The 20,364-nt window shown below is 68.7% G+C and carries 17 protein-coding genes; 9 read left to right on the top strand and 8 right to left on the bottom strand.

Going from position 1 to position 20,364, the window contains the following annotated elements:
• The first annotated feature begins 50 nt into the window (after positions 1 to 50).
• Genes G6N18_RS21015 through G6N18_RS21045 form a run of 7 tightly spaced genes read left to right on the top strand, consistent with a single transcriptional unit; the run spans position 51 to position 8,712 of the window.
• On the top strand, positions 51 to 950 hold the full coding sequence (locus tag G6N18_RS21015) for a DUF5336 domain-containing protein (protein WP_083002500.1): 900 nt from the start codon (positions 51 to 53) through the stop codon (positions 948 to 950).
• A gap of 58 nt (positions 951 to 1,008) precedes the next feature.
• Positions 1,009 to 2,388: a cell division protein PerM gene (locus G6N18_RS21020; protein WP_083002504.1), complete on the top strand. Its 1,380-nt coding sequence runs from the start codon at positions 1,009 to 1,011 to the stop codon at positions 2,386 to 2,388.
• 9 nt (positions 2,389 to 2,397) lie between these two features.
• A complete protein-coding gene (gene purN / locus G6N18_RS21025; protein ID WP_083002507.1) occupies positions 2,398 to 3,027 on the top strand; it encodes a phosphoribosylglycinamide formyltransferase in 630 nt (209 codons plus the stop codon).
• Positions 3,024 to 4,592 (top strand): bifunctional phosphoribosylaminoimidazolecarboxamide formyltransferase/IMP cyclohydrolase, encoded by a 1,569-nt coding sequence (gene purH / locus G6N18_RS21030; RefSeq protein ID WP_083002511.1) that lies wholly within the window; start codon positions 3,024 to 3,026, stop codon positions 4,590 to 4,592. The genes purN and purH overlap by 4 nt, the downstream gene beginning before the upstream one ends.
• Positions 4,593 to 4,643: 51 nt before the next feature.
• Positions 4,644 to 5,306, top strand: coding sequence for a hypothetical protein (locus G6N18_RS21035; protein WP_083002514.1), 663 nt, complete (start codon positions 4,644 to 4,646; stop codon positions 5,304 to 5,306).
• A 57-nt stretch (positions 5,307 to 5,363) separates the two neighbouring features.
• Positions 5,364 to 6,746, top strand: a complete 1,383-nt coding sequence (locus G6N18_RS21040) for a sigma 54-interacting transcriptional regulator (RefSeq protein ID WP_083002567.1) — start codon at positions 5,364 to 5,366, stop codon at positions 6,744 to 6,746.
• Positions 6,739 to 8,712, top strand: coding sequence for a vWA domain-containing protein (locus G6N18_RS21045; RefSeq protein ID WP_083002518.1), 1,974 nt, complete (start codon positions 6,739 to 6,741; stop codon positions 8,710 to 8,712). Before G6N18_RS21040 ends, G6N18_RS21045 begins: the two co-directional genes overlap by 8 nt.
• Before the next feature lie 13 nt (positions 8,713 to 8,725).
• On the opposite strand, the gene G6N18_RS21050 is transcribed toward G6N18_RS21045, so the two are convergent.
• Positions 8,726 to 9,307: a DUF1707 SHOCT-like domain-containing protein gene (locus G6N18_RS21050; protein ID WP_067219989.1), complete on the bottom strand. Its 582-nt coding sequence runs from the start codon at positions 9,305 to 9,307 to the stop codon at positions 8,726 to 8,728.
• A 93-nt stretch (positions 9,308 to 9,400) separates the two neighbouring features.
• A complete protein-coding gene (locus G6N18_RS21055) occupies positions 9,401 to 10,162 on the bottom strand; it encodes an SDR family oxidoreductase (protein WP_163689964.1) in 762 nt (253 codons plus the stop codon).
• Between the two features lie 128 nt (positions 10,163 to 10,290).
• On the opposite strand from G6N18_RS21055, the gene G6N18_RS21060 reads away from it, so the two are divergent.
• Both G6N18_RS21060 and G6N18_RS21065 read left to right on the top strand, forming a co-directional pair.
• Positions 10,291 to 10,815, top strand: a complete 525-nt coding sequence (locus G6N18_RS21060; protein ID WP_083002525.1) for a hypothetical protein — start codon at positions 10,291 to 10,293, stop codon at positions 10,813 to 10,815.
• A complete protein-coding gene (locus tag G6N18_RS21065; RefSeq protein ID WP_083002528.1) occupies positions 10,812 to 11,786 on the top strand; it encodes an HTTM domain-containing protein in 975 nt (324 codons plus the stop codon). The genes G6N18_RS21060 and G6N18_RS21065 overlap by 4 nt, the downstream gene beginning before the upstream one ends.
• Here G6N18_RS21065 and G6N18_RS21070 read toward each other — a convergent pair.
• From G6N18_RS21070 to G6N18_RS21095, 6 genes are read right to left on the bottom strand one after another with little or no spacing between them, the layout of a single operon-like run.
• Positions 11,783 to 12,562, bottom strand: coding sequence for an enoyl-CoA hydratase family protein (locus tag G6N18_RS21070; protein WP_083002532.1), 780 nt, complete (start codon positions 12,560 to 12,562; stop codon positions 11,783 to 11,785). The two genes, G6N18_RS21065 and G6N18_RS21070, sit on opposite strands and share 4 nt — an antisense overlap.
• Positions 12,562 to 13,722 carry an acyl-CoA dehydrogenase family protein gene (locus G6N18_RS21075; protein ID WP_083002535.1) on the bottom strand — a complete coding sequence of 387 codons (1,161 nt, stop codon included), beginning with the start codon at positions 13,720 to 13,722 and terminating at the stop codon, positions 12,562 to 12,564. The genes G6N18_RS21070 and G6N18_RS21075 overlap by 1 nt, the downstream gene beginning before the upstream one ends.
• Positions 13,719 to 15,674, bottom strand: a complete 1,956-nt coding sequence (locus G6N18_RS21080; protein ID WP_163690021.1) for an ATP-binding protein — start codon at positions 15,672 to 15,674, stop codon at positions 13,719 to 13,721. Before G6N18_RS21080 ends, G6N18_RS21075 begins: the two co-directional genes overlap by 4 nt.
• A 40-nt stretch (positions 15,675 to 15,714) precedes the next feature.
• Positions 15,715 to 17,310: an acyl-CoA carboxylase subunit beta gene (locus G6N18_RS21085; protein ID WP_083004568.1), complete on the bottom strand. Its 1,596-nt coding sequence runs from the start codon at positions 17,308 to 17,310 to the stop codon at positions 15,715 to 15,717.
• The gene (locus G6N18_RS21090; protein WP_083004565.1) at positions 17,307 to 18,455 is read right to left on the bottom strand and encodes an acyl-CoA dehydrogenase family protein; all 1,149 of its coding nucleotides are present in this window, start codon (positions 18,453 to 18,455) and stop codon (positions 17,307 to 17,309) included. Before G6N18_RS21090 ends, G6N18_RS21085 begins: the two co-directional genes overlap by 4 nt.
• On the bottom strand, positions 18,452 to 20,146 hold the full coding sequence (locus tag G6N18_RS21095) for an acyclic terpene utilization AtuA family protein (RefSeq protein ID WP_234806205.1): 1,695 nt from the start codon (positions 20,144 to 20,146) through the stop codon (positions 18,452 to 18,454). Before G6N18_RS21095 ends, G6N18_RS21090 begins: the two co-directional genes overlap by 4 nt.
• Positions 20,147 to 20,364: the final 218 nt, after the last annotated feature.

Genomic DNA, 20,364 nt, shown 5'->3' on the forward strand with positions numbered 1-20,364 from the left:
GCTAGCGTGGTTCCGAAGCCCGCCCGAGCACAGGAAGCACAGGAGAGGCCATGTCTTACCCGTCAGGTCCGCCCGGTAGCCCCGGATACCCGCCCGCACAGCAGCCGACCACCCAGTTCTCCGCGCCGACGCAACAGTTCGGCAAGGCGCCGGATGTGGGGTCGGCCCCCGGCGGCCCGAATAAGTTGCCGATGTACCTCGCCATCGCGGTGGCGGTGTTGGGCCTCGCGGTGTACCTGTCGAGCTTCGGGCCGCTGTTCACGATCTCGGCGTCCGAGTTCGGGGGCTTGGGCAGCATCAGCGGCAGCTCGTTCGGTCTGGTGCTCGCCGTCGCGGCGGCGCTTCTTGCGGGCCTGTTGGCCGGGACGAGCCTGCTGCCCAGGCAGTCCGTCTCCACGTCGTGGTACGCCGTGCTGGCGGTCGTCGCGTTCCTTCTGGTCATCGCCGAGGTGATCAACAGGCCGAGTGGCGCCGCGATCGACTGGGGCCTCTACCTGATCATCGCGTTCACGCTGTTCCAGGCGATCGTCGCGGTGGCGGCGCTGCTGTTCGAATCCGGCGTCATCACCCCGCCGGCCCCGCGGCAGAAGTACGACCAGCCCTACGGGCAGCAGTATGGCGGCCCAGGCCCGTACTACGGCCAGCAGCCGGGCCAGCATCACGGCGGACCGCAGCAGCGGCCGGGGTACCCGTCGACCTACCCGGGCGGCTACCCGGGCGGCCCGTCGACAGGCGGCTACCTGGCTGCGCCGCAGCAGAGCCACCAGCAAGGCCACCAGCAGCAGAGCCAGCAGCAGGGCCAGCAGCACGGCCAGCAGGGGCCGCCGACGCCGCCGACCGGATTCCCCACCTACGGCCAGCCGCCGTCCCAGTCGGCCCACACGTCGACTCAGACGACTCAGGCGCAACAGCCGTCGTCTTCCTCGCAGTCTGGCCCGGCGCCGTCGTAGTCTGAGCCGCGCGTGCGTCACCCTCGCGCGGCAGCCTGACTGAGGAGCGGCCCAACCAGTGGATCAACGGCCAGTCGGCGCACGCCAGGCGCGTGAGCTGCTTCGGGTCGCGTTCGGGCCGTCGTTGGTGGCGCTTGTCATCATCGCGGCGATCGTCCTGCTGCAGCTGCTGATCGCCAACAGCGACATGACCGGCGCGCTCGGCGCGACCGCCAGCATGTGGCTGGGCGTGCACCTGGTGCCGGTGTCGATCGGCGGCGCCGAGTTGGGGGTGATGCCGCTGCTGCCGATGCTCGCGATGGTGTGGGCGACGGCGCGCACGACGGCCGCGGCCACCTCTCCAAACGGCTCGTGGTTCGTGACGCGTTGGATCGTGGCATCGGCGCTGGGCGGGCCGCTGCTGATCGCCGCGATCGCGCTGGCCGTCATCCACGACGCCGCTTCGGTCCTCACCGACCTGCAGACCCCGCACGCGTTGCGTGCATTCGGCGGCGTGCTGGCCGTACACGCGATCGGCGCAGTGGTCGGCGTCGGATCGCGGGTCGGCCGGCGGCTGCTGGCCGCGTCTCCGTTGCCCGCTTGGCTACCCGACGCGTTTCGCGCCGCCGTCGCCGGTGTGCTCGCGCTGGCCGGGCTCTCGGGCGTGGTGATGGTCGGTTCGATGGTCGTGCACTGGTCGACCATGCACGACCTCTACTCGATCACGGACTCTACTTTCGGCCAGCTCAGCCTGACCGTGTTGTCGGTGCTCTACATACCGAATGTGATCGTCGGCACGGCCGCGGTGGCGGTCGGGTCCAGCGCCCACGTCGGGCTCGCCACCTTCAGCTCGTTCACCGTGTTCGGCGGCGACATCCCCGCGCTGCCGGTGCTGGCGGCGGTGCCGTCGCCGCCGCTGGGCCCGGTGTGGGTGGCGTTGCTGATCGTCGCGGCGGCGTCCGCGGTGGCGGTCGGTCAGCAATGTGCGCGTCGTCCGGTTCCGCTGGGGTCCGCGATGGGCAAGCTGGCCGTCGCCTCGGCCCTGGCGGCGCTGACCATGGCGCTACTCGGCCACGCCGGCGGCGGGCGGCTGGGCAACTTCGGCGACGTCGGCGTGGATCAGGCCACGTTCGGGCCCGCGGTCTTCCTGTGGTTCGTCGGGATCGGCGCGCTCACCGTGGCGATGACCGGCGGCATCACCCGCAGACCGCGGGCGCCCAAGACGGTGGCGGCCGAACCGGACGTCGAACCCGAACCCGAACCCGAGCCGGAGCCGGACGTCGTCGAGGGCGAGCCCGTCGAGCCCAGTGAGCCCGCCGAAACCGACGTGCCGGCCGAAGCCGAGCTGGACCCCGAACCGGAACCGGAGCCGCCGGCCGCGGGTCCGCCGGACCCCCTCGACGACCCCGAGGAGCACTTCGTCGCGGACGACGACGGAGGCCCGCCGGGCACCCGTTAGGCTGCCAGCGTGCAGCAACCCCTCCGTGTGCCCCCGAAGGTGCCTGCACGGGTGGTGGTGCTGGCTTCCGGTACCGGTTCATTGCTGCGATCGCTGCTCGATGCCGCCGGTGGCGAGTATCCCGCGTCGATTGTCGCGGTCGGGGTCGACCGGGACTGCCCGGCCGTCGAGATCGCCGCGGCCGCCTCGGTGCCGTCGTACAGCGTGCGACTGCGCGACCACCCGAACCGGGCGGCGTGGGACGCGGCCGTCACCGAAGCCACCGCCGCACACTCGCCGGACCTCATCGTGTCGGCGGGTTTCATGAAGATCCTTGGCCCGCACTTTCTTTCGCGGTTCATGGGCCGGATCATCAATACCCATCCGGCGCTGTTGCCCGCCTTCCCGGGCGCGCACGCGGTGCACGACGCGCTGGCCTACGGGGTGAAGCTGACGGGGTGCAGCGTGCATCTCGTCGACGCGGGAACCGACACCGGCCCACTGCTGGCCCAGGAGGCGGTGCCGGTGTTCGACGATGACGACGAAGCCACCCTGCACGAGCGGATCAAGGTCGTCGAACGACGGCTGCTGGTGGAAGTACTGGCCGCCGTGGCAGTCCACGGCGTGACCTGGACAGGACGAAAGGCAATCATCGGATGACCGAAGGTAAGAGGCCGATCCGGCGCGCACTGGTCAGCGTCTACGACAAGACCGGCCTGGCCGAACTGGCCCGCGGCCTGCACGAGGCGGGCGTCGCGATCGTGTCCACCGGCTCGACGGCCAAAACCATTGCCGCAGCAGGTGTTCCGGTGACGCCCGTCGAGGACGTCACGGGCTTCCCGGAGGTGCTCGACGGCCGCGTCAAGACGCTGCATCCGCGGGTTCACGCGGGCCTGCTGGCCGATCAGCGCAAACCCGAACATGTTTCGGCGCTCGCCGACCTCGGTGTCGAGGCGTTCGAACTCGTCGTGGTGAACCTGTACCCGTTCACCGAGACCGTCGAGTCCGGCGCAAGTGAGGACGAATGCGTCGAAAAGATCGACATCGGCGGACCGTCGATGGTGCGCGCCGCCGCCAAGAACCACCCCAGCGTCGCGGTGGTCGTCGACCCGCAGGGCTACGACGGCGTGCTGGCCGCGGTACGGGCGGGCGGCTTTACATTGGACGAGCGGAAGAGGTTGGCGTCGTTGGCCTTCCGGCACACCGCCGAGTACGACGTCGCGGTCGCGTCGTGGATGGGCTCGGTGCTGGCGCCTGAGCCGGACGCGGCCGCACCGCTGCCCGAGTGGCTCGGCGCCACCTGGCGGCGCGATTCGGTGCTGCGCTACGGCGAGAACCCGCACCAGCACGCCGCGCTGTACCGCAACGACGCCGCGTGGCCCGGGCTCGCGCAGGCAGAACAGCTGCACGGCAAGGAGATGTCGTACAACAACTACACCGACGCCGACGCGGCGTGGCGGGCGGCGTTCGACCACAGCGAGATCTGCGTGGCGATCATCAAACACGCCAATCCCTGCGGCATCGCAGTCTCGTCGACGTCGGTGGCCGACGCGCACCGCAAGGCCCACGAGTGCGACCCGCTGTCGGCGTTCGGCGGCGTGATCGCGGCCAACACCGAGGTCACCGTCGAGATGGCCGAAACCGTCGCCGACATCTTCACCGAGGTGATCATTGCGCCGGCCTACGAAGCGGGCGCCGTGGAAGTGCTTGCGCGCAAGAAGAACATCCGCGTGCTGGTGGCCTCCGAGCCGCAGCCGGGTGGCAGCGAATTCCGTCAGATCAGCGGCGGGCTGCTGCTGCAGCAGCGCGACGAGTTCACCGCTGCCGGTGATGATCCGGTCAACTGGACGCTGGCGACCGGTGATCCGGCCGACCCGGCGACGCTCGCGGATCTGAAGTTCGCGTGGAAGACCTGTCGGGCGGTGAAGTCCAACGCGATCGTCGTGGCCACCGACGGCGCCACCGTCGGGGTCGGCATGGGTCAGGTCAACCGCGTCGACGCGGCCCGCCTGGCCGTGCAGCGCGCGGGCGATCGGGTGCGCGGCGCGGTCGCCGCGTCGGACGCGTTCTTCCCTTTCCCCGACGGGCTCGAGGTGCTGACCGACGCGGGCGTCAAGGCGATCGTGCATCCCGGCGGTTCGGTGCGCGACGACGAGGTGACTGCAGCCGCCCAAGCAGCTTCCATCACGCTGTACCTGACCGGGGCGCGGCACTTCGCGCACTGACGTCCGGCCCGACCGCGCGTGAAGGGTCGGCGACTGGATTATGTTGCAGGCATGGTCGCCGCGTCGAGGGCTGCCTCCGTCCTACTGTTGACGGCGACAGTGATCCTGGTTTCATGCACCCGCTACGTCGACGACCCACGGGCGGTGCCCGGCGCCGACCTGTCCGCCGCCGCAACGGCTGAGGGAGCCGACGCGTCACAGTGCGAGATGACCGACGCTCCGCTGACGACGATCCCGGCGCGGGGCGACAACGAGCCGGTGATGAAGATCCCTCAGCCGCCGAATTGGGTTCGCTCGACGATGATGGATTCGGAGCTGATTCGATTCGCGATGCGCAACGACCGTCTCACCACCGACGGTTTCGCGGCGAATGTCGTGGTCACGTTCGAGAGCGCCACGGGCAGCCAAGACGCGGGCCTGGTGTTCGACAACATGCGCGACGCGCTGGAGTCCGGGCTGGGAGCAACCGACGTCCGCGTCACCGAAGGGATGCTGTGCGCTCTGCCCGCCCGGACGTTCCGCTACCAGATGCCGGTGATGGGCAACGTCGCGCCGCATCCGGCCGTCGCGCTCGGTGTCGTGATGCACACCAACGATGCGACATACGCCGTCAGCGTGACCGCCCAGACCATGAACCCCGACGACCCGACGTATCAGCGTGACACCGAGATGATGTTGACCGGTTTCCAACTGCTGCCACCGTCGCCGAACTGAGCAGGCGTGTCGGATGCAAACACGCACCATCGCGCAGCAAGTCGTAGCGTGGAGATCGTGACTCAACCCCAAGATCTACCCCGCACCGTCGGCGAACTGAGCGCGTCCGGCCATCGCGAGCGGGGCGTCAAAGCCGAAATCCGGGAGAACCTGCTGGCCGCGCTGGCGGAGGGCCGCAACCCGTGGCCGGGCATCTTCGGCTTCGAGGACACCGTCATTCCGCAACTGGAGCGAGCGCTCATCGCCGGCCACGACGTCGTGCTGCTCGGCGAACGCGGTCAGGGCAAGACTCGGCTGCTGCGCGCCCTGGCCGGCCTGCTCGACGAGTGGACCCCCGTGATCGCCGGCTCGGAGCTGGGTGAGCATCCGTACAGCCCGATCACTCCCGAGTCGATCCGCCGGGCCGCCGACAGCGGCGACGACCTGCCCATCGCCTGGCGGCACCGCAGCGAGCGCTACACCGAGAAGCTGGCCACCCCGGACACCAGCGTGGCCGACCTGGTCGGCGACATCGACCCGATCAAGGTGGCCGAGGGCCGCAGCCTCGGCGACCCGGAAACCATCGCCTACGGCCTGATTCCGCGGGCGCACCGGGGCATCGTCGCGATCAACGAGCTGCCCGACCTGGCCGAGCGCATCCAGGTGTCGATGCTCAACGTGATGGAGGAGCGCGACATCCAGGTCCGCGGCTACACGCTGCGGCTGCCGCTCGACGTGCTCGTCGTCGCCAGTGCCAACCCGGAGGACTACACCAACCGCGGCCGGATCATCACGCCGCTGAAGGACCGGTTCGGCGCGGAGATCCGAACCCACTACCCGCGCGAGCTCGACGCGGAAGTCGGCGTCATCAGGCAGGAGGCGCACCTGGCCGCCGAGGTGCCCGAGTACCTGGTGCACGTGCTCGCAAGGTTCGCCCGCTATCTGCGCGAGTCACGGTCGATCGACCAGCGCTCGGGGGTGTCGGCCCGCTTCGCGATCGCCGCCGCCGAAACCGCCGCCGCGTCCGCCCGCCATCGGTCGGCCGTCCTCGGCGAGCAGGAGCCGGTGGCGCGCGTGGTCGACCTGTCCTCGGTGGTCGACGTGCTGCGCGGCAAGCTCGAGTTCGAATCCGGCGAGGAGGGCCGCGAACAGGCGGTGCTCGAACACCTGCTGCGGCGCGCCACCGCCGACACCGCACAGCGACTGCTCGGCGGCATCGACGTCGGACCGCTGGTGGTGGCGATCGAGAACGGCTCCGCGGTCACCACCGGTGAACGAGTCTCGGCGCGCGAGGTGCTGGCCGCGGTGCCCGAAGTGCCGGCGATCGCCGAGATCCAGAAGCGGCTCGGCGCGGTGACGGACGGTCAGCGGGCCGCGGCCGTCGAACTGGCGCTCGAGGCGCTGTACCTGGCCAAGCGAATCGACAAGGTGTCCGGAGAAGGCGAAACCGTATATGGCTAAACGGACTTCGCGGTATTCGCGATACACCGGCGGCCCCGACCCGCTGGCGCCACCGATCGATCTGCGCGAGGCGCTCGAGCAGATCGGCCAGGACGTGATGGAGGGCAGCTCGCCGCGACGCGCGCTGTCGGAATTGATGCGCCGCGGCACCAAGAACATGCGCGGTGCCGACAAACTCGCCGCCGAGGCCAACCGTCGCCGTCGAGAACTCTTGTTGCGCAACAACCTCGACGGCACGCTGGCCGAGATCAAGAAGCTGCTCGACGAGGCGGTGCTGGCCGAGCGCAAGGAACTGGCCCGCGCGCTCGACGACGACGCCAGGTTCAACGAGATGCGCATCGAGTCGTTGCCGCCGTCACCGGCCAAGGCCGTGCAGGAGCTGTCGGACTACGACTGGCGCTCGCAGGAGGCCCGCGAGAAGTACGAGCAGATCAAGGATCTGCTCGGCCGCGAGATGCTCGACCAGCGGTTCGCGGGCATGAAGCAGGCGCTGGAGAACGCCACCGACGAGGACCGCCAGCGCGTCAACGAGATGCTCGACGACCTCAACGACCTGTTGGACAAGCACTCCAAAGGTGAAGACACCCAACAGGATTTTCAAGACTTCATGAACAAGCACGGCGAGTTCTTCCCGGAGAACCCGCGCAACGTCGACGAGTTGCTGGACTCGCTGGCCCAGCGCGCCGCGGCCGCGCAGCGCTTCCGCAACAGTTTGAGCGCCGACCAACGGGCCGAATTGGACGCGCTGGCGCAACAGGCGTTCGGCTCGCCGTCGTTGATGAACGCGCTGAACCGGTTGGACGCTCACCTGCAGGCGGCGCGGCCGGGGGAGGATTGGACCGGGTCGTCGGAGTTCTCCGGCGACAATCCGCTGGGCATGGGAGAGGGCGCCCAGGCGATGGCCGACATCGCCGAACTGGAGCAGCTCGCCGAGGCTCTCTCGCAGAGCTATGCCGGCGCGACGATGGAGGACGTCGACCTCGACATGCTGGCCCGCCAGCTGGGGGAGGACGCCGCCGTCGACGCGCGCACGCTGACGGAGCTCGAACGGGCGCTGATGGATCAGGGCTTCCTGAACCGCGGGTCCGACGGCCAGTGGCGGCTCTCCCCCAAGGCGATGCGCCAGCTCGGCCAGACGGCGCTGCGCGATGTGGCACAACAGCTTTCAGGCAGGCACGGTGAGCGGGACACCCGCCGGGCCGGCGCGGCGGGGGAGCTGACAGGGGCGACGCGGCCGTGGGCCTTCGGCGACACCGAACCGTGGAATGTCACACGGACCCTCACCAACGCGGTGCTGCGCCAAGCGGGGACCGGGGTGGCCGAACGCCCGATTCGCATCACGGTCGAAGACGTCGAGATCTCCGAGACCGAGACCCGCACGCAGGCGGCGGTCGCGTTGTTGGTTGACACCTCGTTCTCGATGGTGATGGAAAATCGGTGGCTGCCGATGAAGCGCACAGCGCTGGCGCTCAACCACCTCGTCAGCACCCGGTTCCGCTCGGATGCCCTGCAGATCATCGCCTTCGGCCGCTACGCGCGCACCGTCAGCGCCGCCGAACTCACCGGGCTGGAAGGGGTGTACGAGCAGGGCACCAACCTGCACCACGCGCTGGCGCTCGCCGGGCGGCATTTGCGCCGTCATCCCAACGCCCAGCCGGTGGTGCTCGTCGTCACCGACGGTGAGCCGACCGCGCACCTGGAGCACCACGCCGACGACGGCGGTTCAGCGGTGTTCTTTGACTATCCGCCGCATCCGCGGACCATCGCGCACACGGTCAAGGGTTTCGACGAGGTCGCCGCGCTCGGCGCGCAGGTGACGATCTTCCGGTTGGGCGACGATCCCGGTTTGGCGCGGTTCATCGACCAAGTCGCGCGTCGCGTCGAGGGCCGGGTCGTGGTGCCCGATCTCGACGGTCTCGGTGCGGCCGTGGTCGGCGACTACCTGCGGTCGCGCCGGAGACGCTAGCGACGGCGGTCAGCTAGGCGGCCTTGCGCTTCTTGCGCTTGATGGCAACGCGGCCCCACAGCGAGAAGCCGCGGATACACACGCACGGCGCCCCCGGTGAGCCGTCGCCCTCCACTGCCTGGTCGAAGGTGCCCATCACCCCGACACCGCGCAGGTCGACGTTGACCTCCGGCGGCACCAGGATCGTCTGGCCGCCGAAGATCGAGTACGAATGGATTTCCACCTCCGGCGAGGTGAAGTCGGCGTACCGCAAATCGATGACCCCGCCGCCGAAGAGAGCGAACGTGGTCATCCGCCTCGGCACATTCCAGCGGCCGCGGCGTTCGAATCCGCTCATGATCGCCAGCAGCATCGTCGACGGCGCGGGCCGACACGGGCCGCCGCTGCGTCCCCGGGTGACTGCGCCGGGCAGGTCGGCCGACAGCCGGTCGAGCTCGTCGTTCGTTTGCGCCGCGTATGCCCTGGCCAGGCGGTCCTCATATTCGTTGAGTTGAAGGCGGCCCTGCGCGGCGGCATCAGTGAGCAGCTGCGCCACCTGGATGCGGTCGGTGTCAGCAGCTCGCATCGAACCGTTCCGCGACGCTGGAGTGCTCATCGGATACGAGCCTACGACGAACCGTGGCACACGCAAGACCATTGTCCAAACTGTGCCCTGACGCGCCACGGCGAAGAAGGTAGATGACCAAACTTATCGCCCGGACGTCAGGAACTCAGCAAAGCCGACGGTGCCCATCGGGTTCTGCGGAACCAGGTTGGCACCCGACCGCAGCGCCACCCCGATGTGTCCCGGCAGCGGCGCGGCAACGGCTCGCCGACGGCTTCGGTGCGCCGTCAGGTACATGCGCGCCAACTCGGCATGGGTGTGCACCGCGGGACCGCCGATGTCCGGCGCCCGCCCGGCGGGTTCGGTGTCGACCAGCTCCACCAGCCGTCCCGCGACGTCGGTGGTGGCGATCGGTTGGAACCGCACGCCGCGCAGCGCCCACAGCACGGGGGAGTACCGCTGAAGCGCGAAAATGGTGCGGATCAGCTCGTGGAACTGCGTCGCGCGCAGCACCGTGTGGCCGACGCCCGATGCGTCGAGGACTTGTTCGGCGCGCAACTTCGCGCGGTAGTACGGCAGCGGGATCAGGTCGATGCCGACGATCGACACGTGCACGATGTGCGCGACGCCCGCTCGCTGCGCCGCCTCGACGAGGTTGTGCATGGCGGTGACGTCCTTGTCGCCGGTGGGCTGCGTCGCGCAGTTGACCACGACGTCCACCCCGTCAACCGCCGCGTCGAGCCCGGCGCCGCTCAACAGGTCGGCCTGAACCCAGTTCACACCGGTGTATCCGACGTGGCTCTTGCGGCTCAAGGCCCGGACCTGATGCCCTGCCCCGACCGCTTCTGGAACGACGCGATGCCCCAGCGTGCCCGTTGCGCCAGTGACGAGGACCGTGCGCGACATCAGCTCCTCCTCGACCGCTTGACGGTTGAAGGTCCTCAGAATAGACCGCTTGGTCGACGGCCACGATGCGACGCCATGGCGCCGACACTTACGTGAACTAGGGTGTTTGCGACGCTGAGCAAGGGTGGGTGACGTTGATTCAGCAGCGCTTCGAGGACTCGCCGGTGGGCAAGGCGGTGGTGAGCGGCTTCATCGTGCTCTTCCTCCTCGTGGGCATCGTGTGCAACCTGCCTGATTCGCCGATCAAGCGCAGCCTGCTGCCGGTCGTCGAACCGGTCGCGGTGCCCACGGGTCTCGACCAGAGTTGGGCGATGTACGCCAACCCGACCAGGCGGCAAGACACGGTCGAGGTTCAGGTCCGCTTCGCCGGCGGCGAGGTCCGGGTGTGGACGTTTGAGCCCGGCGCGAGCGGCGTCGGCTGGTGGGATCGCTGGTTACTGCTCAGGTATGCCGCCGTGCTCGACTCCAAGTTCCGGCCGCAGCTCGCGCACTGGGTGGTCCGCCAGGTCAGCAAGCCGAACGAACATCCCCTCGGCGTCACCATGGTCCTTCGGACCGAAACGTTGCGGGCACCCGACGATCCGCCTTCGGGGAATCGGCGCCCGACCGCCACGAAGCTGCTGTACCAAGAGAATCTGGCGGGCCCCCGATGACCGTGTCCGATCGGCTCCGGGCCGGGGTCGGCGCGTCCGTCGACCGCTGGTGCGCCTTCTTCTTCACGTCTGCGCCGGCCTACACGCTGGGCCTGGTCCGGATGGGTTTCGGGGTCGTCGTCATCGCCTGGACCATCGCGCTGCTGCCCGATCTGCTTCAGGTGTTCGGGAATCAGGGTGTTCTGCCCGAGCATCCGCGGGTCGACTTCCAGTGGAGTGTGTTCGAGGTCTGGCCCGGCGACACCGCGCTTGTGATCGGATGGGGGCTGCTGCTGGTGTCGGCCATCGCGATGACGGTGGGCTGGCACAGTCGCGTCGCGGCGATCCTGGTGTTCATCCTGCTTCAGTCGTTCCTGCGGCGCGGCGCCCCTTATTTCAATGCCGGTGACGCCATCCTCACCGTCGTCGCCCTGATTCTGGTGCTCTCATCGTGCGGCGCGGCGTTGTCGATGGACCAGCGGCGCCGTACCGGAAGGTTCTGGACTGCAGAAACCCGGCAAGTGTGGCCCGTTCGGCTGCTGCAGATCCAGTTGTCGATCATCTACCTGGCGACCGTCCAGGCGAAGCTGGCGGGCAAACCCTGGGTGGAGGGTTCGGCGGTCTACTACGCATGGCACACCGACGGCAGATGGGCGCTGCTGACCGCGCCAGAATGGTTGTCCGCCAACGCCATTCTGGTCAATGTCCTGACGTGGAGCACTTTGCTGATCGAGTTGGCGCTCGCAGTTCTGGTCTGGAGTCGACGCTGGCGGTTCTGGGTGCTTCTGGCCGGTGTGCTGATGCACCTGACGATCATGGTCAACCTGAATGTCGGATTCTTCAGCCTGGCGATGTTCGTGCTGTATCTCGCGTTTGTGCCGTGGGACGTCGTCGAGCGACTGCCGAGGCAGCTCAAGTCCAGATGGCGCAACCGCGGGCGGTCGAATCCGTCAGCCCCGCAGCAGCCTTCCGAGCAGCCCGCCGTTCCCTAAGGGCGAGCGGTCCGAACCCACTTCGGCTCGCGCTTCTCCAGGAACGCCATCATGCCTTCACGCGCCTCCTCAGAGACGAACAGTTCGGCCGACTGCGTGGTGAGCTCATCGGCCTGACGGTCGAAACTCGCCAGAATCGATGCAGTGGTCAAGGCTTTCGACGCGGCCAGACCCTGCGGCGAGGCCTTGCCGATCGCCGTGGTGAGCGCGGCGACGCTGGCGTCGACGTCATCGGCGGCGATCGTGATCAGGCCGATTTCGGCGGCCACGGCTGCGCCGAACTTCTCCCCGGTGACGAAGTAGCGCGCGGCCGCACGACTGGTCATCCTCGGCAGCAGGGTGAGCGAGATGATCGACGGGGCAACGCCGATTCGGGCCTCGGTCAACGCGAACGTGCTCTGCGGGCCTGCCACCACGATGTCGCAGGCACCGACCAGGCCGAGCCCACCGGCTCGGACGTGCCCGTCGATGGCGCCCACCACCGGGATCGGCAGCTCGAGGATGCGGCGAAGCAGCCGGGTCATCTCATGGGCGCGGTCGACGGCGAGCTCGCCGGGATCCCGACCCGCGGCTTCAGCGAGATCGGCACCGGCACAGAACGTTCCACCGCTGTGGCCGAGCACCACTGCCCGCACCCCCGGGTCGGCGACGGCGTCGGTGAGACCCTGGTGCAATTGCTCGACCAGCGCGGTGGACAACGCGTTGCGGTTGTCCGGCGAGTCGAGGGTGAGCCGGGCGACCGGCCCGTCGACCGCGAAACCGACGAGTGCGCTCATCAGTACGACCGGGGCAGCCCGAGCGAGGTCTGCGCGACGAAGTTGAGGATCATCTCCCGGCTGACCGGCGCGATGCGGGCGAGCTTCGACACGGTCACCGCGGCGGCGATGCCGTACTCCTTGGTCAGCCCGTTGCCGCCCATCGACTGCACGGCCTGGTCGACCGCGCGCACCGACGCCTCGCCGGCGGCGTACTTGGCCATGTTCGCCGCCTCGGCGGCGCCCACGTCGTCGCCGGTATCGTAGAGCGACGCCGCCTTCTGCATCATCAGCTTGGCCAGCTCGATCTCGATGTGGTTCTGCGCCAACGGATGCGATAGGCCCTGGTGCGCGCCGATCGGTGTCTTCCACACCTGCCGGGTCTTGACGTAGTCGACGGCCTTGTTGATCGCGAACCGGCCCATGCCGACCGCGCTGGCGGCACCCATGATCCGCTCGGGGTTCAGCCCGGCGAACAACTGCGCTATCGCCGCGTCCTCGGAGCCGACCAGTGCATCGGCGGGCAATCGCACTTCGTCGAGGAAGACCTGGAACTGGCTCTCCGGACTGACCAATTCCATGTCGATCTTCGTCGCGCTCAAGCCCTTCGTGTCGGTCGGCACGATGAACAACGCGGGCTTGAGGTTGCCGGTTTTATGGTCTTCGGTGCGGCCCACCACGAGCACTGCCTGCGCTTGGTCGACGCCGGAGATGAACACCTTCTGGCCGTTGATGATCCAGTCGCTGCCGTCGCGGCGCGCGGTGGTGGTGATGCGGTGGCTGTTGGACCCCGCGTCGGGTTCGGTGATCGCGAACGCCATCGTGATGGTGCCGTCGGCGATGCCCGGCAGCCAGCGCTTCTTCTGCTCCTCGGTGCCGAACTTGGAGATGATCGTGCCGTTGATCGCCGGTGAGACCACCATCATCAGCAGCGCCGAGCCCGCCGCGGCCATCTCCTCCATCACCAGCGACAGCTCGTACATGCCGGCGCCGCCGCCGCCGTACTCCTCGGGCAGGTTGACCCCGATGAAGCCGAGTTTGCCTGCCTCGGACCACAACTCGTCGGTGTGCTGGCCGGCGCGGGCCTTCTCCAGGTAGTAGTCCTGGCCGTAGTTGGCCGCCATCGCGGCCACCGCCTTGCGCAGCGCCTGCTGCTCTTCGGTCTCGATGAAACTGCTCATTGCTGGTCTCCTTCGATGTCTGCTCGGTCGAGTACTCGGGCTAATACGAATCCGACATCGACCTGCTGGCCGGGTTCGACGTTGAGTTCGGTGAGCACGCCGTCGGCTGGGGCGGTCACGGTGTGCTCCATCTTCATCGCCTCCAGCCATACCAGCGGTTGGCCGGCGGTGACCGCGTCGCCGACCGCCGCGCCGGTCCGCAGGACCGAGCCGGGCATCGGCGCCAGCAGCGAGCCGAGGGCGACCGCGGCGTCGGGATCGCCGAAGCGAGGCAGCGCGGTGAATTGCACGGGGCCCAGCGGCGAGTCGACGAACACGGCCTGGAGATCGGGGCCGTAGCGGGCAACGTCGAACGGCCGGTCCACGCCGTCGACCCGCAGCACCACCTGTGCCGGACCGGCCGACACCAGCGAGACGCCGTCGTGGCCGGGCAGGTCGAGGCCGCCGCGGGTGAACCGGTAACGCACCTCATGCTCGGCGCCCGTCGCGTCTGCGTACCGCTTCGTCTGGTGGCCCGCCGCCAGATTGCGCCAGCCGCTGGGTGCGGCCGTGAAAACCCTTGCGGTACCGCGGTTGTGCGCGGCGTCGGCCAGCGCGGCGGCGATCGCGGACAACGCCACTGCCGAGTCGCCGGTCAGCGGCGCCGCGAGTTCGGCGAGGCCGTGGGTGTCGAAGAACGCGGTGTCGGTGGCGCCGTCGAGAAACGCCGGATGCCGCAGCACGTTGACGAGCAGGTCGCGGTTGGTGCGCACGCCGTGAATACGGGCGCTGGTCAGCGCGTCCGCAAGCACCGCGGCGGCTTGGCGCCTGCCCGGCGCATACGAGATGACCTTGGCCAGCATCGGGTCGTAGAAGATCGACACCTCCGAGCCCGCGACGACGCCGGAGTCGACGCGCACGTTCGCAGGCACCTCGAACCGGTGCACGGTGCCGGCCTGCGGCTGCCACCCCTTGGCCGGGTCCTCGGCGTAGAGCCGGGCCTCGATCGAGTACCCGCGTGACGGCGGCGGTTCGGCGTCGAGCCGACCACCGTCGGCGACGAGAAGTTGCAGCTCGACGAGATCCAGTCCGGTCGTCTCCTCCGTGACCGGGTGCTCGACCTGAAGCCGGGTGTTCATCTCGAGGAAATAGAAGTCACCGTTGTGGTCCGCCATGAACTCGACGGTGCCCGCGCCGGTGTAGTCGATCGCGGTAGCTGCCAACCGCGCGGCGTCGAACAGCTTGGCGCGCATGCCCGCAGTGCGCTCGACGAGCGGCGACGGCGCCTCCTCGATGATCTTCTGATGGCGGCGCTGAATCGAGCATTCGCGCTCGCCGACCGCCCAGACGGTGCCGTGTTCGTCGGCGAGCACCTGCACCTCGACGTGATGACCGGTGGCCAGGTAGCGCTCGCAGAACACCGTCGGGTCACCGAAGGCCGACTGCGCCTCGCGGCGAGCCGCCTCAACCTGGCCGGGAAGTTCGGCCAGTTCCCGCACCACCCGCATGCCGCGGCCACCACCGCCCGCCGACGCCTTGATCAGCACCGGTAGCTGATCGGCGGTGACAGTCTCGGGGTCGAGCTCGTCGAGCACCGGAACGCCGGCAGCGGCCATCAGCTTCTTGGCCTCGATCTTCGACCCCATCGCGGCGACCGCGGCCACCGGCGGTCCGATCCACGTCAGCCCGGCGTCGGTGACCGCGGCGGCGAATTCCGCGTTCTCCGAGAGGAAGCCGTACCCGGGATGGATCGCGTCGGCATCCGCGGCCTTCGCCGCCGCGATCAACTGCCCGGTATCGAGATATCCGTTGCGGCCCTGTAGGCGGACCCGCGCGTCGGCCTCGTCGACGTGGGGCGACTGCGCGTCGGGATCGGTGTAGACCGCGACGGTGCCGATACCGACCCGCCGGCACGTCTCGAACACCCGCCGGGCGATCTCGCCGCGGTTGGCCACCAAAACTTTAGAGATCATGCTCATGCTCTCTGCTCTTCGCGCAAGCGCTCATCGCGACTCACATCCGGAAGACGCCGAAGTTCGACGTCCCCTCGATCGGGCCATTGGCGATGGCGGACAGACACATTCCGAGGACCGTGCGGGTGTCGCGCGGGTCGATCACACCGTCGTCGTAGAGACGCCCGGACAGGAACATCGGCAGTGACTCGGCCTCGATCTGCGCCTCCACCGCGGCCCGCAGTGCCGCGTCGCCCTCCTCGTCGAACGCCTGGCCGCGGGCTTCGGCGGCGGCGCGGCTGACGATCGACAGCACGCCCGCCAACTGCGCACCGCCCATCACTGCGGACTTGGCGCTGGGCCACGCGAACAGGAACCGCGGATCGTAGGCCCGCCCGCACATCCCGTAATGGCCGGCGCCGTAGGACGCGCCGATCAGCAGCGAGATGTGCGGCACCGTCGAGTTCGAGACGGCGTTGATCATCATCGAGCCGTGTTTGATCATGCCGCCTTCCTCGTACTTGCGGCCGACCATGTAACCGGTGGTGTTGTGCAGGAACACCAATGGAGTGTCGGAGCGGTTGGCCAGCTGGATGAACTGGGTGGCCTTCTGCGACTCCTCACTGAATAGCACCCCGCGTGCGTTGGCCAGGATGCCGATCGGATAGCCGTACAGCCGCGCCCAGCCGGTCACCAGCGACGAGCCGTACATCGGCTTGAACTCGTCGAATTCCGAGCCGTCGACCACACGGGCGATGACGTCGCGCGGATCGAACGGAATGCGCAGATCGGCAGGAACGATGCCCAGCAGTTCCTCGGCGTCGCAGAGCGGCTCGACGACCGGTGCCGGCGCCGGTCCCTGCTTGTGCCAGTTCAGCCGCGCCACGATGCGCCGTCCGATCCGGACCGCGTCGGGTTCGTCGATCGCGAAGTAGTCGGCCAGACCGGAAGTGCGGGCGTGCATTTCGGCACCGCCGAGAGACTCGTCGTCCGCGTCCTCGCCGGTGGCCATCTTCACCAGCGGCGGGCCGGCCAGGAACACCTTCGAGCGTTCCTTGATCATCACGACGTGGTCGGACATGCCGGGAATGTAGGCGCCGCCGGCCGTCGAGTTGCCGAACACCAGCGCGATGGTCGGGATGCCCGCCGCCGAGAGCCGGGTGAGGTCGCGGAACATCTGGCCGCCCGGGATGAAGATCTCCTTCTGCGTCGGCAGGTCGGCGCCGCCGGACTCCACCAACGAGATCACCGGCAGCCGGTTCTGCAGCGCGATCTGGTTGGCGCGCAGAATCTTCTTCAGCGTCCACGGGTTGCTGGTGCCGCCCTTGACCGTGGGATCGTTCGCGACGATCAGGCACTCGACTCCTTCGACCGCCCCGATGCCGACCACCACGCTGGCGCCGACGGTGAAGTCGCTGCCCCACGCGGCGAGCGGGCTCAACTCCAGGAACGGCGAGTCGGGGTCGAGCAGCAGCTCGATGCGTTCACGGGCGGTGAGCTTGCCGCGGTCGTGGTGCCGCTGGACATATTTCGACCCGCCGCCGGCCAGCGCCTTGGCGTGCTCGGCCTCGAGCTCGGTGAGCTTGGCGGCCATCGCGGACGCCGCCTCGCCGTAGCCGGGTGACGCTGCGTCGAGCGTGGAGTGCAGTGCGGTCACGATTGAAATCCCAACGTCTTGGCGGCCAATGAGGTGAGGATCTCGGTTGTGCCGCCGCCGATTCCGAGAATGCGCATGTCACGGTACTGACGTTCGACCTCGGACTCCGACATGTATCCCATTCCGCCGAACAACTGCACCGCCTGGTTGGCCACCCATTCGCCGGCCTCGACGGCGGTGTTCTTGGCAAAGCAGACTTCGGCAATCAGGTTCGTCTCGCCCGCAAGCTGTCGTTCCACGACATGGCGGGTGTAGACCCGCGCGACGTCGATGCGGCGCGCCATCTCGGCCAGCGTGTTCTGCACCTGCTGGCGCGAGATCAGCGGTCGGCCGAAGGTCTCGCGGTTGCGGCACCATTCGACGGTCAGGTCGAGGCAGCGCTGTGCGCTCGAATAGGCCTGCGCGGCAAGGCCGACGCGCTCGGAGACGAACGCCCCCGCGATCTGGATGAAGCCGGTGTTCTCCGCGCCGACCAGATTGGCGGCAGGTACGCGGACGTCGGTGTAAGACAGTTCGGCGGTGTCCGATGACCGCCAGCCCATCTTGTCGAGTTTGCGGGTGACCTCGAATCCGGGTGTGTCCTTGTCCACCACGATCAGCGAAACGCCCGCGGCACCGGGCCCGCCGGTACGTGCCGCGGTCACCACGTAGTCGGCGCGCACGCCGGAGGTGATGTAGGTCTTGGCGCCGTTGATGATGTAGTGATCACCGTCGCGCTCCGCCTTGGTGGTCAGGTGTCCGACGTCCGAACCGCCGCCCGGTTCGGTGATCGCGAGGCTGCCGATCTTCTCGCCGCGCAGAGTCGGGCGGACGTAGGTGTCGATCAGCCGCTCGTCACCGGATGCGATCATGTGCGGCACCGCGATTCCGCACGTGAACAGGGACGCGAACACCCCGCCGGGGGCGCCGGCGTGATGCATCTCCTCGCAGATGACCACCGCGTCGGCGCCGTCGCCGCCGCCACCGCCGACCGCTTCCGGGAAGCCGGCGCCGAGGAGGCCGGCCTCGCCGGCTTTGCGGTGCAGTTCCCGGGGCAGGTCGCCGGTACGCTCCCACTCGTCGACATGCGGGAGGATTTCGCGTTCGGCGAACGCCCGCACCGTCTTTCGCAGTTGCTCGCGTTCCGAGTTGTGCCAGATGCTCATAGAAGTTCCTCGGGTATGTCTGAACAGAATTCGACAGGTATGTCTGAACAAAATTCGACAGGTATGTCGACGGTCCGGCTGCGCAGCCATTCGCCGAGCCCCTTGGCCTGGGGATCGAAGCGGGCCTGATAAGCGACACCCTCGCCGAGGATGTCCTCGATGACGAAGTTCACTGCCCGCAGATTGGGCAGCAGGTGCCGGGTGACGGTGAGATCGGCGGTCTCCGGCAGCAATTCGCGCAGCTTTTCGACGGTCAACACGTGCGCCAGCCACCGCCACTGCTCGTCGGTGCGCACCCAGACGCCGACGTTGGCGCTGCCGCCCTTGTCGCCGCTGCGGGCGCCCGCGATGGTGCCCAGCGGTAGCCGCCGCGTCTCCCCGGCCGGAAACGGCTCAGGTGACACGGACGGCGGCACCGGCGCCAGCTCCATCGTCTCGGCGGCGGGCGGGATCTCGACACGGGCGCCGTCGGCATGCACGGCCACATGCGGCACCTCGGTGGCCGCGACGAACGCGGGTCTGAACACGCCGTACACCTGACCCTGCCCCGGCGGGCTGGTGGCGTGGAAACCGGGATAACTCGCCAACGCCAATTCGACTGCTGCCGACGAGAACTGGCGTCCGACGTTGGCCGGGTCGAGGTCGCGGACCACGCACCGCAACAGTGCGCTCGCCGCTTCTTCGGTGTCGGCGTCGGTGTGGTCGGTGCGCGCCAGCGTCCACTCCATCTCGGCGGGCTTTACCGTCAGGCTGCTCTCCAGCTGGCGTCGCACCAGCTCCGCCTTCGCCTCGATGTCGAGGCCGGTGAGGACCAGCGTCATCTCGTTGCGGAAACCGCCGATGCTGTTGAGCGAGACCTTCAACGTCGGCGGCGGCGGCTCGCCGCGCACCCCGGAGATCCGCACCCGGTCCTGGCCGTCGCCGGACAATTCGATGCTGTCCACCCGCAGTGTCGCGTCCGGGTTGGCATACCGCGCGCCGCCGATTTCGTACAGCAGTTGCGCGGTGACCGTGTCGACGGTGACCGCCCCGCCGGTGCCCGGGTGCTTGGTGATGACCGAGGTGCCGTCGAAGTGGATCTCGGCGAGCGGAAAGCCCGGATGGGTCAACGTCGTCAGGTCGGGAAAGTCCCGGGCGAAGAAGGCGTAGTTGCCGCCGGTGGCCTGTGCACTGCACTCGATGACGTGGCCGGCCGCGACGGCGCCGGCGAGTTGGTCGTAGTCGGTGGGGCGCCAGCCGTGGTGCGCCGCGGCCGGCCCGACGATCACCGACGCGTCGGTCACCCGGCCGGTCACCACCACGTCGGCCCCCGCGTCGAGGCACTCGACGATGCCCCACCCGCCGAGATAGGCGTTGGCCGCCAGCACCGAGCCGAACCCGAACTCGTCGGCGCGCCCGAGTAGGTCGTCACCCTCCACGTGCGCGACGTTGACCGAGAGTCCCAGCCGGTCGGCCAGTGCTCGCACCGCGTCGGCCAGCCCGGCGGGGTTGAGTCCGCCGGCGTTGGCCACGATCCGCACACCGCGGTCCAGCGCCAGCCCGAGGCACTCCTCCAGCTGGGTCAGGAACGTCTTGGCGTATCCTCGGGCCGGGTCCTTGGCGCGGTCGCGGGCCAGGATCAGCATGGTCAGCTCGGCCAGGTAGTCGCCGGTGAGGTAGTCCAGGTCGCCGCCGGTCAGCATCTCCCGCATCGCCGCCAGCCGGTCGCCGTAGAAGCCCGAGCAGTTGCCGACGCGCACCGGACCGGACGACTGCAGAGGCGGCTCAGAAACAGGGGAGGTCACGCAGGCTCCCTTCGTTACGGGCCCTCAACCAACCGGTAGGTTAGCGGGTACCGGCGGTATCGCGTCAAGGCATCAGCCACACGAGTTGGCCGCAGAATCGCTGTTTTGGAGGCTACGCAGGTCGT

The organism is Mycolicibacterium celeriflavum (assembly GCF_010731795.1).
GTDB lineage: Bacteria > Actinomycetota > Actinomycetes > Mycobacteriales > Mycobacteriaceae > Mycobacterium > Mycobacterium celeriflavum.